The organism is Bradyrhizobium sp. NP1 (assembly GCF_030378205.1).
Taxonomy (GTDB): domain Bacteria; phylum Pseudomonadota; class Alphaproteobacteria; order Rhizobiales; family Xanthobacteraceae; genus Bradyrhizobium.
Genome location: NZ_CP127385.1, coordinates 1998451 through 2013431, shown reverse-complemented (window position 1 = coordinate 2013431; position 14981 = coordinate 1998451). Strand labels below are relative to the sequence as shown.

Here is a 14981-nt window from a genome sequence, read left to right as displayed (position 1 = left end):
CGCTTGATCGGCGAACGGCGGGATCAGTTGAATGGATTCTTTTCGGCGAGCCGCTGCTTGGCTTCCTTGATGGCGCGGTCGTCGAACAGCTCGTCCTCCGGCACCGTCTTGGCCAACAGGTCGGTGCGGTCGTGCCAGAAGCGCTGCTGCGCGACGATCGAGGGCATGTTCGGCGTGCCGTCGATCACCATATAGGTCCAGCGCGGCCGGGTCTCGTCGATCACAGATACCGCAAGGCCGGTGTTGTCGGCGATGATCTTCAGCACTTCGGGATTGCCGGTCTTGGCGGCATCCATGTACTCGGCATTGGCCTGCATGATCGCCATCGAGAAGCGCACTGCCGCTGAATGCTGCTCGCGCAGGAATTTTCGGCTCGCCACCGAGCAGGCGAGCACGAAATCGGGCGCAAGCTCGTCGCTCCAGGTCGCGACCTTGCCGATGCCCTTGCTTTGCGCGGCATAGGCGCCTGGCAGCGGCAAATTGAGGACGTCGAGGCGATTCTGCTGCATCAGGGGCAGGCTGACCTGAGGCGTGAGGCCCCATTGCCACTCGGCGTCATCCACCTTCAGGCCTGCGCGCTCCAGCCCCACGGTGTGAAGGTAATGCGCGACGCTGCCGCGCGAGGAGATGCCGATCTTCGCGCCTTTGGCGAACTTGTAGCCGTCGACGTTGCGAAAACCCTTCTCCCACATCTCGTTCGAAACCAGGATCGCATTCGACCCCCAGCCCGGCGATTCGCGGCCGCGTTCGAAGAACAGACGCAGGTCCGAGCCCTTGGTCATCAGATTGAACAGGCCGGCGCTCAAGGTCGCACCGGTGATGTCGAGCTCCCCCGCAATCAGCGAGGGCATCGACAGCGAGCCATCGACATGGCTCGAAGGCACGATGTCGATCTTGAGCTTCTTGAAGTAACTCTTTTCCTGCGCGATGTAATACGGGCCGGCCGAGATGTAGGGCGCGTAGCCCATCCTGATCCGGACAGGTTCCAGAAAATCGGATTGCGCATACACATAGGGCGCGCCAACCAAACCTGCCGCGGTGAGGGCCGATCCCGCCAGAAACTGGCGCCGTGTCGCCTTGGTCATTCGCTTCCCTTTGACGTTTGTGTCTTTGCAATCGATTGCATCCTAGCTCGAACGCAGCCGCTGTCAATGCGATTGCGCGGACGCGGCGCACATGTCACCCATTCGGCATCACATCACGCCACCGGTGACGCGATCAGGGTCGACGCGCAACGGCGTCCTGTGCGCTGACACGCGTCCGGCGACCGCCCTCCCTGTACCGCACCGGATTTTGCGGATCGGCCCTGAAGATCGCGGCAGCCTCGGCAAACAGCGCCGACAATGCGGGAACCTTCAAATCCTGCGATGTCACGAAACTGAAATTGTTGCGACCGACCCTGATCTCGCCGAGCTTGCCTGCGTAGGATTGAACGATCGGACGGCCGCGCCGGGTGATCGAAAGATAGACGCTGATGTAGTTCTTCTGGAGCGCGACGCCGATCACGGGCCAGTCGGCCCGCTTGCCCGAACCGATCGCATAGCGAAACTTTCCGTAGCCGATCATCTTCATGCGCATGCCGGCCTCGCCCGCAGCGGTCCCTTCATGAAAGTGACGGCGAAGCTGCGGCGCCACCTTGCGGATTAGCGCGTCAAGCTTCTTCAAGTCGCCCTTCCGCTCGCGGTCGACATCGAAATAGGCTTTCAGGCTGTCCGCTTCGACACGAAACATGCGCCGTTCCAGAGATCCGCTGACCGCAGCGGCCCGCAATCCCTGACAAGACGAACGGCGCCGGTCGCGCCCGACGAGCCAGCGGTATTTTTTCTGGCGCCTGTCAGAAGGTCGGCGGCGTGCAGGCGCTCACCACCTCGCAGGGAACCGGGCCGACGCAGCGGAACCGGTGCGGACGGCGGCTTTCGAAATAATAGGCGTCGCCCGGCCCGAGGATCCGCCGCTCGCCGTCGACAGTGACTTCGAGCCGGCCGGCGAGCACGATGCCGCCCTCCTCGCCTTCGTGCACCAGCGGAATCACACCGGTGTCCGCGCCCGGCTGATATTTTTCCTTCAGCAGCTGCAGCGCGCGGCCGAACAGATTGTCGCCGACCTGGCGATAGGAGATCGGGCCCTTGCCAATCTCCAGCAGTTCGCCCGCCTGATAGAAAACCTTCTTCGAAGGCGCCGGCTCAAGACCGAAAAACTCGGCAAGCCCGATCGGAATGCCGTCGAGGATACGCTTCAGCGCACCGACGGAAGGGTTGCTGGAGTTGGATTCGATCAGGGATATCGTTGAATTGGTGACGCCGGCGCGCTTGGCCAATTCGCGTTGCGAGAGGTTGTGCAGCGTACGCACGTAGCGAAGCCGGTTGCCGAGGTCATCAGCCAAGGACGCACTCCCCATTTTCTCCATGCGATCGCCATGCCGTTGCGGTCGTTGCGAATATCGCAACGCGCTCAAAACACTATCATATATTTCAATGGCTTAGGTCACAACAGAAAAGGGCTTGTTGCGACAACGCGTTCGTGGCCCGGTGGGGCAAAGGGAGAGCGCCATGACCATCCAGTTGCGACGAAACACGCCGGTTCTTGAAAATTTCTGGATGCCGTTCACGGCGAATCGCCAGTTCAAAACGGCGCCGCGCCTGTTCGCTGCCGCCGATGGGATGCACTACACGACGACGGACGGACGGCGGGTGATCGACGGCACGGCTGGGCTCTGGTGCGTCAATGCTGGCCACGGGCGGCCGCAAATCGCACGCGCCGTCGAGCGGCAGCTCGCGACACTCGACTATGCGCCGTCGTTCCAGCTTGGGCATCCCATCGCGTTCGACTTCGCCGAGCGGCTGGCGCGGCTCGCGCCTGGCGGCGCAAGCGCGGGGCTCGACCGCGTGTTCTTCACCGGCTCGGGGTCCGAATCGATCGACACTGCGCTCAAGATCGCGATCGCCTATCAGCGCGCGATCGGCCAGGGCACGCGGACCCGGCTGATCGGACGCGAGCGCGGCTATCACGGCGTCGGCTTCGGCGGCATCTCGGTCGGCGGCATCGTCAGCAACCGCCGGGTGTTCCCGCAGCTTCCCGGCACCGACCATCTGCGCCATACCCACGATCCCGCCCGCAACGCCTTCTCCAAGGGCCTGCCTGAACATGGCGCGGAGCTCGCCGACGATCTTGAACGGCTGGTGGCGCTGCATGGTGCGGAAACCATCGCCGCCGTAATCGTCGAGCCGGTCGCAGGCTCAACCGGCGTCCTGCTGCCGCCGAAGGGCTATCTGCAGCGGCTGCGCGAGATCGCAACGCGCCACGGCATCCTGCTGATCTTCGACGAGGTCATCACCGGCTTCGGCCGGCTGGGCACGCCGTTCGCGGCCGACTATTTCGGCGTCGTTCCCGACCTCATCACGACCGCCAAGGGGCTGACCAATGGCGCGATCCCGATGGGCGCGGTGTTCGCCAAGCGCGAAATCCACGATGCGATGATGACCGGACCTGCCGAGGTGATCGAGCTGTTCCACGGCTACACCTATTCGGGTCACCCGGTCGGCTGCGCCGCCGGCATGGCGACGCTCGACATCTACGAGTCCGAGGGCCTCCTGACCCGCGGCGCGAGCCTCAAGGAAACCTGGACCGAGGCGATGCACGGCCTGAAGAGCCTGCCCAACGTCATCGACATCAGGACCATCGGGCTCGTTGCCGGCATCGAGCTTTCGTCGCGGCCGGGGGCGCCGGGAGCGCGCGCCTACGAGGTGTTCGTGGACTGCTTCAACAAGGGTCTCTTGATCCGCGTCACCGGCGACATCATCGCGCTGTCGCCGCCGCTGATCGTGGAAGCGGCGCAGATCGGCGAGATGGTCTCGATCCTGGGTGACGCGCTCAAGCGCGCAGCGTAAGCCAGGGCTGCGCCGCTCAGCTATCGAGGATATGGCGCACTTTCATCGCAAGCTCATCCACGGTGAACGGCTTGGACAACAGGCTCGTGCCGGGGTCCAGAAAGCCGTTATGCGTGATCGCGTTACGCGTGTAGCCGGTGGTGTAGAGCACCTTCAGCCCCGGGACTTGGTCGCGCGCGCGATCGGCGAGCTCGCTGCCGGACATGGCCGGCATGATCACATCAGTGAAGAGTAACGACACCCCGAGCCCGCTTTCCAGAAGCTGCAACGCTTCGGCCGGGTTGGCGGCGCCCACGACGCTGTAGCCGAGATCGCGTAGCGCCTCGACCGAAACGACGCGCACGCGTTCCTCGTCTTCCACGACCAGAATGAGCTCGCTCTTGAGGCCGCGGTAGGGCGCGTCGGGGCCGAGCCTTGCCTGCTCCGCCGTCGGCTCGCCGTAGTGACGGGGCAGATAGATCTTCACGGTGGTGCCGACATCGACTTCCGAATAGATCTTCACATGACCGCCCGACTGGCGCACGAATCCGTACACCTGGCTGAGGCCGAGGCCTGTGCCCCTGCCGACCTCCTTGGTGGTGAAGAAGGGGTCGAAGGCCCTGGCGATCACCTCGCCCCTCATTCCAACCCCGTTATCGGCCACGGCGATCAGCACATACTGGCCGGGCGCCAAGGCATATTCCCTGCTCACGATCTCATCGACATAGGCGTTCGAGGTCTCGACCGTCAGCTTGCCGCCGTCAGGCATGGCGTCGCGCGCATTGACGCAGAGGTTGAGCACCGCGTTTTCCAATTGCCCGGCGTCGGCCTTGACCGGCCACAGCCCGGCGGCAAGCACGGTCTCGACATTGATGTGCTCGCCGATGGTGCGGCTGAGCAGATCGGTCATGCCGGCGATCATCCGGTTCGGATTGAAAGCTTCCGGCGACAGCGCTTGCTGGCGCGAAAAGGCAAGCAGACGCTGGGTCAACGCCGCCGCGCGACGCGCACCGTCGATCGCGCTTTCGACGAACCGGCCGACATCAGTCTCGCCCTTGGCGAGCTTTCGCTGCAGCAGGTTGAGGCCGCCGATGATGACGGCGAGCATATTGTTGAAGTCATGCGCGATGCCGCCGGTGAGTTGCCCCACCGCCTCCATCTTCTGCACCTGGCGTAGCTGCGCCTCGGCCTTGGTGCGCTCATTGACCTCATCCAGGACGCGCTTCTCAAGCGTCGCATTTAACGTTTGCAGAGCAGCCTCCGCGCGCCGCCGTTCGGAAAGCTCGCGCTCTGCAGCCTGGAACAGGCGGGCATTGTCGATTGCGACTGCCGCTTGCGCCGCGATGCCGAGAACGAGCCGCTCCGAGCGCTCGTCGAATCGGCCGGGCTCCGGATGGCCGAAGAACAGGCCCCCCAGCACCTCTCCGGACCGGGAAACGACGGGGGCAGCGAGATAACTGCGCACGGGGAGATGTCCCTTCGGCATGCCGCCATGGGGATGGTTCTTGCCGTAGCGCGGATCGTGCAGAATATCATCGGAACGTATGATTCCCTCGCCGCTGAAGGTCGGCGCGAAAACCGCGGTATTGCGCGGCATCGGAAATCCGGCAAAAGCCTCGCGTGACACGCCCGAGAGCGGGTAGAGCATGTAGCTCTCGCCCTGCTGATTGATGACATTGTAGAAGAACGAACCGAAAGCGGCGCCAGTGAGCTCAGTGGCGGCGTCGGTCACGATCTGGACGGCGCGATCGAGGTCAAGCTCGGCCGCAACTGTCGTCCCGACCTTGTTCAGGAGCTCCAGGACATGGGATTCCTCCTGCAGCAGTTTCGCGCGCTCGGCTCGCGTCGCCGACAGCTCGATATTGGCGGCAACCCGCGCCAGCAATTCGCGCGCGCTGAACGGCTTGACCAGATAGTCGTCGGCACCCATCCGCAAGCCTTCGACCCTGGCCTCCTCGCCCGCGCGCGCGGAAAGGAAAATGATCGGCACCTCGCGCAACTCGCGATCGTTGCGCATGGCGTTGAGCAGACCCAGCCCGTCCAGCCGCGGCATCATGATGTCGCTCAGCACCAGGTCGGGGCGCTGACGCCATGCGGCCTCGAGCGCGGCCTGGCCGTCGCCGACGGCCTCGACATCATACTGGTCGCTGAGCAGGCGGCGCACATAGTCGCGCATGTCGGTGTTGTCGTCGGCCAGCAGCACGCGATGGCGGCGCTCCGGCGCGGACGAGGCGACGAGGCCGAAATCATCGGTGGACGATGCGGCAGGCCGGTCGACCGAAGCATTTCCGTCGAGCCAGCCCAGTGCTTCGTCGAGATAGGCCTGCGCGCGCACATTGGAGTGGGCATGGCCGGGAGCCGCATTCAGCCGTTCCGGCGACAGATGGGTGCTGCCGAATGGAATTCGAATGGTGAAGGCGCTGCCGCGATCGATTTCGCTTTCGACCTGGATGCGGCCGCCATGCAGCTTCACCAGCTCCTGCACCAGAGCAAGACCGATGCCGCTGCCTTCGAACGAACGTCCGCGCGCGCCTTCGACGCGTCTGAACCGCTCGAACACATGAGGCAGCTCCGCCGGCGGGATGCCCGTCCCGGTGTCGCGAACCACGACCTCCGCCTGAGCGTGGTCCGCCGCCCTGACCTCGACCGTGATCGTTCCCACGAACGTGAACTTGAAGGCGTTCGACAAAAGATTGAGGACGATCTTCTCCCACATGTCGCGGTCGACATAGACCGGCTGCGGCAATGGGGCGGGGTCGATCACGAGCCGGAGGCCGGCTTTCTCCATCGCCGAACGGAAATTCGACGCAAGCTCCGCGGTGAAAGCCGCGAGGTCGACCGGCTCATACGCCGCCGTGACGCGACCGGCTTCGATCCGCGCGAAATCGAGCAGCGTGTTCACGAGCTTCAGCAGTCGTGTGCCGTTGCGGTGCGCGATGTCGAGCAGCGTGCGGTATTCACCCGGCAACTGACCGCCGGCCTTGACCAGCACTTCCTCAAGCGGGCTAAGCATCAACGTTAGCGGCGTGCGGAATTCGTGGCTGACATTGGAGAAGAACGCGGTCTTGGCGCGGTCGATTTCCGCAAGCGCCTCGGCGCGGCGTCGTTCCTCCTCGTAGGCATGGCCGTTGCTGATGGCCGCGGCGATCTGGGCCGCAACAAGGTCCAGGAAGCTCGCATAGCGATCGTCGTAGAGACGAAACGGATTAAGACCTGCGATCAGAAATCCAGCCAGCGAGGCATCCCCGCTCGAGGCAATCGGCAGCACGATGGCGTGGCCCGGCGGCCGGCGCCAGCCACCGGCAGGAAACTCCGACCGCGATACGCCGGCGAGGTCGACGATCACGGCCTTGCGGCTCTCCCATATTTCCGAGAGCGGCCACGGCTCGCCACCATCGAGCCGAAGCGTCGGCCTCGCCGCCGGATGGCCGGCATCGATGCCAGACAACGCGGCGAGCCTTGCAACCTCCTCCCGCGTATCGGCCAGATAGATCATCGCAAAGGGAAGATCCTTCGGGTCGGTCGCCAGCGCGCCCGCGCTGCGCTCGCAGGCCTCTTGCACGCTTCGCGCCTCGGCCGCGCTGCTGGCGAGCTCTCGCAACAGCAGCAGCTGACGCTCGCTGATGACGCGCTGGGTATCGTCGGTGTTGGCGCAGAAGATTCCGCCGGGCGAGCCGTCGGTATCGGGAATTGGGCTGTAGGAGAACGTGTAATAAGTCTCTTCCGGGAATCCGTTGCGCTCCATGATCAGGAGCTGGGCTTCGGTGTAGGTCCCCTCGTCGCCGCTCATCGCCTTGTCGAGCAGCGGGGCAATGTCATCCCAGATTTCGCGCCACACCACCGATGTGGGCCGCCCGAGCGCCCAGGGATGCTTGCCGCCGATGATCGACTTGTAGGGGTCGTTGTAGAGATAGATCAGCTCGCTTCCCCACCCGATCCAGATCGGCTGCTGCGAGGTGAGCATGATGCGGACCGCGGTCTTCAGGCTCTGCGGCCAATGCTGCGGGAGCCCGATCGGCGTGCTCGCCCAGTCGAAACTTGCGATCAGCCTGGCCAGCTCGCTGTGCCCGACAAAAAGGCGCTCCGTCGTCTCGATGGCAGGACCTGGGACCCGAAATTGAGGCTCGAACACAGTGTTTTCTACCCACAGCGATGCTGGATGCGAAAACGCGCAATCCCGGGCTAGGTTCCATCAGGCCTTCGCCCCCGGGCCACGAATGGGCCGGCAGGTGGGACGGGCAAGGCGGATTGACGGCGCACGACGCAACCAAAATCGACCGGGCCTTCACACCCATCAGTTGTGAAGCTTGCTATGCTGTCCTTTCCATACGGCGGGGCAACGCTTGACGGGCGTCCGAAATCCCGCCCCGGCAAAAAATCAGCGGGGAATCGATGGACACTCTGCAGAACCGCCAAGTCTGGCTCGCGTCGCGACCGAACGGCATTCCGGCCACCACTGACTTCGCCGTCCGCAAAGCCGACATTCCGAAGCTTGGCGAGGGGGAGATCCTGGTCCGCAACCGGTTTCTGTCGGCCGATCCCGCGATGCGCGGCTGGATCGTGGACAAGAGCACCTATTGGCCGCGCATCGAGATCGGCGACACCATGCGCTCATTCGCCGTTGGCGAGATCGTCGAATCCAGGAATCCCGACTATGCCGCGGGCGAGCGGGTGATGGGCCTGTTCGGCTGGCAGGATTTTGCGGCCGCCGGCGCAGCACAGATCACGCGCAAGGTGACGGAGGACGACCTGCCGTTGTCGCTTGCGCTCGGCGTGCTCGGCGTCAACGGCCTCACCGCCTATTTCGGCCTGCTCGATGTCGGGCGTCCCAAATCGGGCGAGACGGTGGTGGTCTCGACCGCCGCCGGCGGGGTCGGATCGGCAGTCGGCCAGATTGCCAGGATCAGGGGATGCCGCACTGTCGGCGTCGCCGGCGGGCCGGACAAGGTGCGTCAGTGCCTGGAGCAATTCGGCTACGACGCTGCGATCGACTACAAGGCGCCATCCGACCTTGACGATGCGCTGCGGCGCGCCTGCCCCGGCGGCATCGACGTCTTCTTCGACAACACCTCGGGCGCGATCCATGACGCGGTGCTGCGGCAGATCAATGTCGGCGCCCGCATCGCGATCTGCGGCACGGCATCTTACGCAAGCTGGGAGCCGTGGAATCAGGGTCCACGGCCGGAGCGGCACCTTCTGGTCACGCGCGCGATCATGCAGGGTTTTCTGGTCACCGACTTCGCACCGCGCTTTCGCGAGGCGATCGACGACCTCGCCGGCTGGGTGCGGGAGGGACGGCTGAAATACCGCGAACACATTCTCGACGGCATCGAGCAGGCGCCCGGCTCGATCGAAAAGCTCTATGCCGGCGGGAATGACGGCAAGCTGCTCATCCGCCTCTAGCGGGCGAGCGCTTGCGGCAGCGTGCGCAGACAAGGCGGTCAGCGGTTGAGATAGTCGAAGGCCGCGAGCGTCAGCACCTCGCTGAGACCCATGAGTTCGTCGGCTTCGACATGCTCGTCCGGCGCACCCATGTTGTTCGGCGTCAGCCCGCACACGACGGTCGGGATGCCCGCCGCCCGATACAGCCGCGAGTCGGAGGCGCCGATGCGCATGTTGACGACGGGCCGCTCGCCCGTCACCTCGCGGACGCCGTTCGCGATCGCCTGCACGATCGGCTCCTCGGGCGAGGTCCAGCTCGGCTCATAGGCCCTGACCCACTCGATCGCTGTGCCCGGAACGCTGGCGACATGCTCTTCGATGATGCGCTTGATATCCGACACGCTGGTGCCCATCGGCAAGCGGATGTCGGCCGTCGCCTCCGCATGGTCGGAGACGAGATTGGGCAACTGTCCGCCCGAGATCGTGCCGAAGGTCACGGTCATCGACCGCAGCACCCGGCTTTCGCCTTCGCCGGACAGTGGTTCGGAAACGGCCTTCGCCTCGGCAATGGCTTTCTCTACCGCCGCTGGCAGCTCCACCGCGTGGTGGCGCAGGGTCGAAAGCCCTGCGATCAGGACGAGCAGCTTGTCGATCGCACTGTCGCCACGATGCACATGGGCCGCATGGCTGGAGCGCCCCTTTGCCGTCAGCCGCAACCATATCAGACCCTTCTCGCCGACGCGCAGCACGCGCGGCGAGCCGACGTCGGCGCAGATCACGGCATCGCCCTTCGCCTCCGCCACGTGATCAATGAGGTATTGCGTGCCGAGCAGGCCCATTGTTTCCTCGTCGCCCGCGAAGGTGGCAACAACTTCGCCCGACCAGATACTGCGGCAGAGCGCGAGGTTGCGGAGCGCCACGAGGCTTGCGGCAATACCGCCTTTCATGTCGGAAATGCCAAGACCATAAATCCTGCCATCCCTCTCGCAGCCGTTCGGCGAGACCGTCCACTGCGCCGCGCCTGCGAGCGGAAAGGTGTCGAGATGGCCGTTCAGGATCAGCCGCCGCCCGGGACGCTGACCCTTGACGACCGCGACGACGTTGTGAATGCCTTCGGCCGACACGTGCAGCTTCGCCTCGGCGCCGGGAATTTGCTCGACGAACTTCAGGATTTCCGCCGCGACCGCCCTGGTATCTCCGGGCGGATTGGGACTTGGAATCGATACCAGCCTGAGTGCGAGATCGAGCGTGAGTCCGCGGCTTTCGCGAGCGAAGCCGGCCAGCGCCTTGCGGTCCGAAATTCCTGACGGTTCTGTAGACATGATCGATCCGTCAGCGTGCCGCGTTCAGAAGCAGCAGCGCTTCATAGGCGACATGGGCGGCAAGATGCGCCGCCATGCCGTTGACGTCGTGGGGTGGACTGACGGTGTTGACGTCGACGGCGACGATGTCGAGACCTTCGAGCCCGCGCAGCAGTTGCAGCCCTTCGCGCGCGGTGAAGCCGCCCCAGGTCGGGGTGCAGACACCGGGCGCGACCGACGGATCGAAGGAGTCCATGTCCCATGACAGATAGACCGACCTTCCCTTCATGTTGCGATGAAGTTCGGCCAGCACATCGGCTTCGCCGCGCGCGATATAGTCCCGCATCGTGATGATGTTGTAGCCAAGCGCGCGGGTGTGGTCGAACACGCCGGGCCGGAAGGTCGAGCCGCGGATCCCGACATGGTAGGATGCCTGCGGCGAGACGCGCTGCTCGAGCGCAGCGTGGCTGAACTGGCTTGCCGCATCGAACGGGTGCTGCTTGTCGACCGGATGGCAGTCGGTGTGGCTGTCGATATGGAGCACGCAGAGCTGCGGCCAGCGCCGCGCGGCGGCGCGGACCAGCGGCACCGAGATCGAGCCGTCGCCGCCGAAAGCAACCGGCGTCGCGCCGGCCTCGATGATCTGCCACGTGGCCTCCTCGATCCGCTCGAAAGCTTCCTCGATGCGGCTCGGCGTCAGCACCACGTCCCCACAGTCGACCAGCCCCAGCGTTTCCCTGATGTCGAAATCGGCGACTTCGGATTCGAACGCGCGCACCAGGCGCGACTGCTCACGGATCGAGCCCGGTCCCTGGCGCGATCCGATCCGGAACGCGTGTGTTCCGCAATCGAACGGCACGCCGAGGATGGCAACCTTGGCGCCTTTCGCCGAGGTCGCCCATGGCGCGCCCATGAATCCATGGCTGATTTCCGTCGTCACAGCTCTTTTTCCTTTCCCGGTATTGCCTTGAGGCTGTCTCGCGCTAGCGGCTTGCCAGTCGCCGCTCCCAGAGGCGGATCGCCATCGCGAGCGGCCAGCAGATGAAGAAGTAGACGACCGCGATGAAGGTGAAGATTTCCAGCGGCCGGAAGGTTGACGATGCGAGCTCCATGCCCTTGCGCGTGATCTCGGACACCGAAATCACGGCGCCGAGCGAGGAAAACTTGATGAGCTGCACGAAATTGGAGGCGAGCGGCGGCAGCGTCAGGCGGATCGCCTGCGGCAGCACGATGCGCCGCATCGCCTGCAGCGGACTGAGGCCCAGGACCTGCGCCGCCTCGCGATGACCCTTCGGCACCGCCTGGATGCCGGCGCGATAAACCTCGGAGATGAACGCCGCCATGTAGAGTGACAAGCCAATGAGCACCGCGGTGAATGCGGTGATCTGGACATGGAAGACGATCGGCAGCACGTAATAGACCCACAGCAATTGCACCAGGATCGGCGTGTTGCGGATCACCTCGCCGATCGCCAGCCCCGGCCAGCGCAGGAACCAGAAGCGCGACATATCCATCACGGCGAGCAGCAGCCCGCCGATCATCGCGCAAACCAGCGCAGTCGCCGAAATCAGCAGCGTCAGCTGCAATCCGGCCAGCAGAAAATCGATGTTGGCCGGAATGACATCCCATCGGAACTGATAGGCGAACACGCGCGGTTCTCCCCGGATTCGGATGCGTCAAGGAGCGACGATCGGGCCCAGCCTGTTCTTGTCGGCGTACTTTTTCAGCCGTCCGTCGAGCTTGATGGTGTCGACGAACAGGTTGATGAAGTTCAGCCAGGTCTGGTCGCCCTGCGGCACGACATAGGAATAGGGTGTCGGCGACAGCTTCTCCTCGGGCTCAAGGGTAAGAGCCCAATCGAACTCGTCGCTGAGTTTGACCGCGGTCGGATAGTCCGCGATGATCGCGTCCACCCGCCCGGCGAGCAGCTCGCCTTCACGGGTGTTGGGCGGCGAGATCGCGATCAGCTCGGCATTCTTCAGATAGGCGCGCATGAACGGCTCGACATAGCTGCCGAGCAGCACGGCGACCTTGTTGCCCTTGTTGTCGATGTCGGCCCACTTCTTGAGTTTGCCGTCCTTGCGTCCGACCGCGTAGATGCTGGAAACGAGGTAGGGCCTGGTGAAATCGACGGCCTGCGCCCGCTTGAGCGTAGCGCCCACGCCGAACATCCCGATTTCGCACTTGTTGGCCTGGAGATCCGCGATGAAGGTACCGAAGCTCGATTCCACGATTTCGAGCTGGGCGTCCAGCTCCTTGGCGAGCTCCTTCGACAGATCCGCGTCGATGCCCTCGATCTGGCCGGTCTTGGGGTTGCGATAGGAGATCGCATAATAGAGCGGATACTGGCACACCCGCAGCTTCCTCGACTTGGTGACCTGATAAAGCCGGGATTCCGCTTGCTGGGCGGCGGCCTCCTTCGGTTGTGCAAATGCCATGACGGCCAGCGCCAGCAGACCCACGGTCGAGATCTTCATCATCCTCTCCTCCCCTCGCTTCAAAAATTCTGCAGGAAGCGCTGCGCGCGCTGCGATTTTGGCGCTGCGAAGAACGCCTTGGGATCGCCGGTCTCGACGATCTCGCCGCGATCCATGAAAACCAGGCGCGAGCCGACGCTGCGCGCGAACCCCATCTCGTGGGTGACCACCATCATGGTCATGCCCTCCGCCGCGAGCTGCTGCATGACGGTGAGCACTTCGTGCCGCAGCTCGGGATCAAGCGCCGAGGTCGGCTCGTCGAACAGCATCACTTTCGGATTCATGGCGAGCGCCCGCGCAATCGCGACCCGCTGCTGCTGGCCTCCCGAGAGCCGCGTCGGATAGGCATCCCGCTTGTCGGCGAGGCCCACCTTGGCGAGCAGACGCTCGGCCTCGCTGATCGCATTGGCGCGCGATGTCCCTTTCACCAGGATCGGCGCCTCGATCACGTTTTCCAGCACGGTCATGTGCGGCCAGAGGTTGAAATGCTGGAACACCATGCCGATCGACGGCCGCGCCGCCCGCGCGGCGCGCTTGATCTCACCGGTCGGCGTCGGCGCGGCAATCACCTTGCCGGCCATCGCGATCTGCCCGCCGCTCGGCTGCTCCAGCAGCGCAAGGCACCGCAACAGCGTGGTCTTGCCCGACCCTGACGGCCCGATCACGCAGACGACTTCGCCGCCGCCGATCGCCAGCGAAACGTCGTTGAGGACCTGCAGGCTCCCGAAGGATTTCCGGACCCCATCGGCGGACATGATCGGGACGTCAGCCATGTCCGTTCGCCTCACTTATAAGCAAAATCTATTCATGATTCTTTTATTTGAACCATTATGCTAAATCTAGGCCTGCATTTGCGGAAACTTCAATAGCTATTTTTAATATATGATTGCATACGGAACAAAAATCTTGAAAGCTGCACGAACTTCCGGCAATTGCCTGAAAAGCCTGCAGCATCTGGCGCCGAGCGCATCATGGAAATCCGCCTGCTTGAAATGTTTCGCACCGTACTCGACACCGGTTCGGTGACCCACGCGGCGGCATCGCTCGGGGTGACGCAGCCGGCAGTCAGCGCGCAGCTCGCGCGGCTGGAGCAGGAACTTGGCTTTGCCCTGTTCGAACGTGCGGGAAAACGGCTGCGTCCGACCCCGGAGGCACTGGCCTTTCGCGGCACGGTCGATCGCATGCTGGCGCGGATCGATTTCCTCGAGCGATCGGTGGAGGATATCAAGCTCGGCCGCGACGGATCGCTCGTGGTGGCAAGCCATCCGATGGCGAGCACCGCGCTGCTGCCGGCGGTGATCGCGCGATTCGCGCGGGAGCGCCCGGCAGTGCGCCTCCAGGTCCTGACCCGCAATTCCGATCAGGTGCGCATGATGTTTCCTTCGGCCATGCACGACATCGGCATCGCCGAGGTCCCGATCGACCCGACGGGATTGAACGTGCGGCGCTACGGCATGGAATGCGTCGCCATCATGCCGAAAGGCCATCCGCTGGCGGCGCGGAAGGTCGTGACGCCACGCGCCATGTCGAACCTGCCCTACGTCGGCGTGTCGCGCGAGTGGTACGCGCATCACGTGGTATCGAGCGTGTTTTCCGACGCCGGCGCGCGGCTCAACCTGGTCGCATCGGCCGATCAGTTCGTCACGATCTGTGCGCTGGTGGCAAGCGGCGTCGGCGTTTCGGTCGTGGACCCCGCCAGCGCCGAACAGTTCCGCTGCCTCGGCATCGAGGTTCGCCGCTTCGAGCCGGCGGTACCTTACGAAATTGCGGCGTTCGCCTCGGCGGAGCGCGAACTCTCGGTCGTCGGGAAGGCGTTTCTTGCCGCATTCGACGCCGAGGTGAGCCGCTTCGTGCGAAAACCGTAAGCGCAATCTGGTGCAACGACCCGCACGCGCCTTGCTCGCGCAGTCGGACCAAAAAAGGAAGGGCCGGCTGCAAGCAGCCGGCCCAACCTG

Annotated in this window: 12 protein-coding genes; 3 read left to right on the top strand and 9 right to left on the bottom strand. The window is 64.2% G+C overall.

Annotation, left to right across the window (positions count from 1 at the left end):
• Positions 1–23: 23 nt before the first annotated feature.
• From QOU61_RS09660 to QOU61_RS09650, 3 genes are all read right to left on the bottom strand, one after another.
• A complete protein-coding gene (locus QOU61_RS09660) occupies positions 24–1085 on the bottom strand; it encodes an ABC transporter substrate-binding protein (RefSeq protein ID WP_289657879.1) in 1062 nt (353 codons plus the stop codon).
• Positions 1086–1218: 133 nt separating this feature from the next.
• Positions 1219–1731: a hypothetical protein gene (locus QOU61_RS09655; RefSeq protein ID WP_289657878.1), complete on the bottom strand. Its 513-nt coding sequence runs from the start codon at positions 1729–1731 to the stop codon at positions 1219–1221.
• Between the two features lie 103 nt (positions 1732–1834).
• A complete protein-coding gene (locus QOU61_RS09650) occupies positions 1835–2398 on the bottom strand; it encodes a cupin domain-containing protein (RefSeq protein ID WP_502876908.1) in 564 nt (187 codons plus the stop codon).
• Positions 2399–2549: 151 nt separating this feature from the next.
• On the opposite strand from QOU61_RS09650, the gene aptA reads away from it, so the two are divergent.
• On the top strand, positions 2550–3887 hold the full coding sequence (gene aptA / locus QOU61_RS09645; protein ID WP_289657876.1) for an omega-aminotransferase AptA: 1338 nt from the start codon (positions 2550–2552) through the stop codon (positions 3885–3887).
• A 16-nt stretch (positions 3888–3903) separates the two neighbouring features.
• Here the strand turns inward: aptA and QOU61_RS09640 are convergent, their stop codons facing one another.
• Positions 3904–7998 (bottom strand): ATP-binding protein, encoded by a 4095-nt coding sequence (locus QOU61_RS09640; protein ID WP_289657875.1) that lies wholly within the window; start codon positions 7996–7998, stop codon positions 3904–3906.
• A 260-nt stretch (positions 7999–8258) separates the two neighbouring features.
• Here QOU61_RS09640 and QOU61_RS09635 point away from each other — a divergent pair, with 260 nt between their 5' ends.
• On the top strand, positions 8259–9269 hold the full coding sequence (locus QOU61_RS09635) for an NADP-dependent oxidoreductase (protein WP_289657874.1): 1011 nt from the start codon (positions 8259–8261) through the stop codon (positions 9267–9269).
• 38 nt (positions 9270–9307) lie between these two features.
• Here QOU61_RS09635 and QOU61_RS09630 read toward each other — a convergent pair whose 3' ends face one another.
• From QOU61_RS09630 to QOU61_RS09610, 5 genes are read right to left on the bottom strand one after another with little or no spacing between them, the layout of a single operon-like run.
• Complete coding sequence (locus QOU61_RS09630) at positions 9308–10570, bottom strand: M20/M25/M40 family metallo-hydrolase (RefSeq protein ID WP_289657873.1); 1263 nt, start codon at positions 10568–10570, stop codon at positions 9308–9310.
• A gap of 10 nt (positions 10571–10580) precedes the next feature.
• Positions 10581–11489, bottom strand: a complete 909-nt coding sequence (locus QOU61_RS09625; RefSeq protein WP_289657872.1) for an arginase family protein — start codon at positions 11487–11489, stop codon at positions 10581–10583.
• Between the two features lie 43 nt (positions 11490–11532).
• Positions 11533–12198, bottom strand: a complete 666-nt coding sequence (locus QOU61_RS09620; protein ID WP_289657871.1) for an amino acid ABC transporter permease — start codon at positions 12196–12198, stop codon at positions 11533–11535.
• A 27-nt stretch (positions 12199–12225) separates the two neighbouring features.
• The gene (locus QOU61_RS09615) at positions 12226–13026 is read right to left on the bottom strand and encodes an ABC transporter substrate-binding protein (RefSeq protein WP_289657870.1); all 801 of its coding nucleotides are present in this window, start codon (positions 13024–13026) and stop codon (positions 12226–12228) included.
• Between the two features lie 20 nt (positions 13027–13046).
• A complete protein-coding gene (locus QOU61_RS09610; RefSeq protein WP_289657869.1) occupies positions 13047–13799 on the bottom strand; it encodes an amino acid ABC transporter ATP-binding protein in 753 nt (250 codons plus the stop codon).
• 198 nt (positions 13800–13997) lie between these two features.
• Here QOU61_RS09610 and QOU61_RS09605 point away from each other — a divergent pair, with 198 nt between their 5' ends.
• On the top strand, positions 13998–14891 hold the full coding sequence (locus QOU61_RS09605; RefSeq protein ID WP_289657868.1) for a LysR family transcriptional regulator: 894 nt from the start codon (positions 13998–14000) through the stop codon (positions 14889–14891).
• Positions 14892–14981: the final 90 nt, after the last annotated feature.

Excerpts from the sequence above, each read along its gene's own strand:
- QOU61_RS09660 (WP_289657879.1), bottom strand. The coding sequence starts at position 1,085 with ATGACCAAGGCGACACGGCGCCAGTTTCTGGCGGGATCGGCCCTCACC.
- QOU61_RS09650 (WP_502876908.1), bottom strand. The coding sequence starts at position 2,398 with ATGGGGAGTGCGTCCTTGGCTGATGACCTCGGCAACCGGCTTCGCTAC.
- QOU61_RS09630 (WP_289657873.1), bottom strand. The coding sequence starts at position 10,570 with ATGTCTACAGAACCGTCAGGAATTTCGGACCGCAAGGCGCTGGCCGGC.
- aptA (WP_289657876.1), top strand. The coding sequence starts at position 2,550 with ATGACCATCCAGTTGCGACGAAACACGCCGGTTCTTGAAAATTTCTGG.
- QOU61_RS09655 (WP_289657878.1), bottom strand. The coding sequence starts at position 1,731 with ATGTTTCGTGTCGAAGCGGACAGCCTGAAAGCCTATTTCGATGTCGAC.
- QOU61_RS09615 (WP_289657870.1), bottom strand. The coding sequence starts at position 13,026 with ATGAAGATCTCGACCGTGGGTCTGCTGGCGCTGGCCGTCATGGCATTT.
- QOU61_RS09610 (WP_289657869.1), bottom strand. The coding sequence starts at position 13,799 with ATGGCTGACGTCCCGATCATGTCCGCCGATGGGGTCCGGAAATCCTTC.
- QOU61_RS09635 (WP_289657874.1), top strand. The coding sequence starts at position 8,259 with ATGGACACTCTGCAGAACCGCCAAGTCTGGCTCGCGTCGCGACCGAAC.
- QOU61_RS09605 (WP_289657868.1), top strand. The coding sequence starts at position 13,998 with ATGGAAATCCGCCTGCTTGAAATGTTTCGCACCGTACTCGACACCGGT.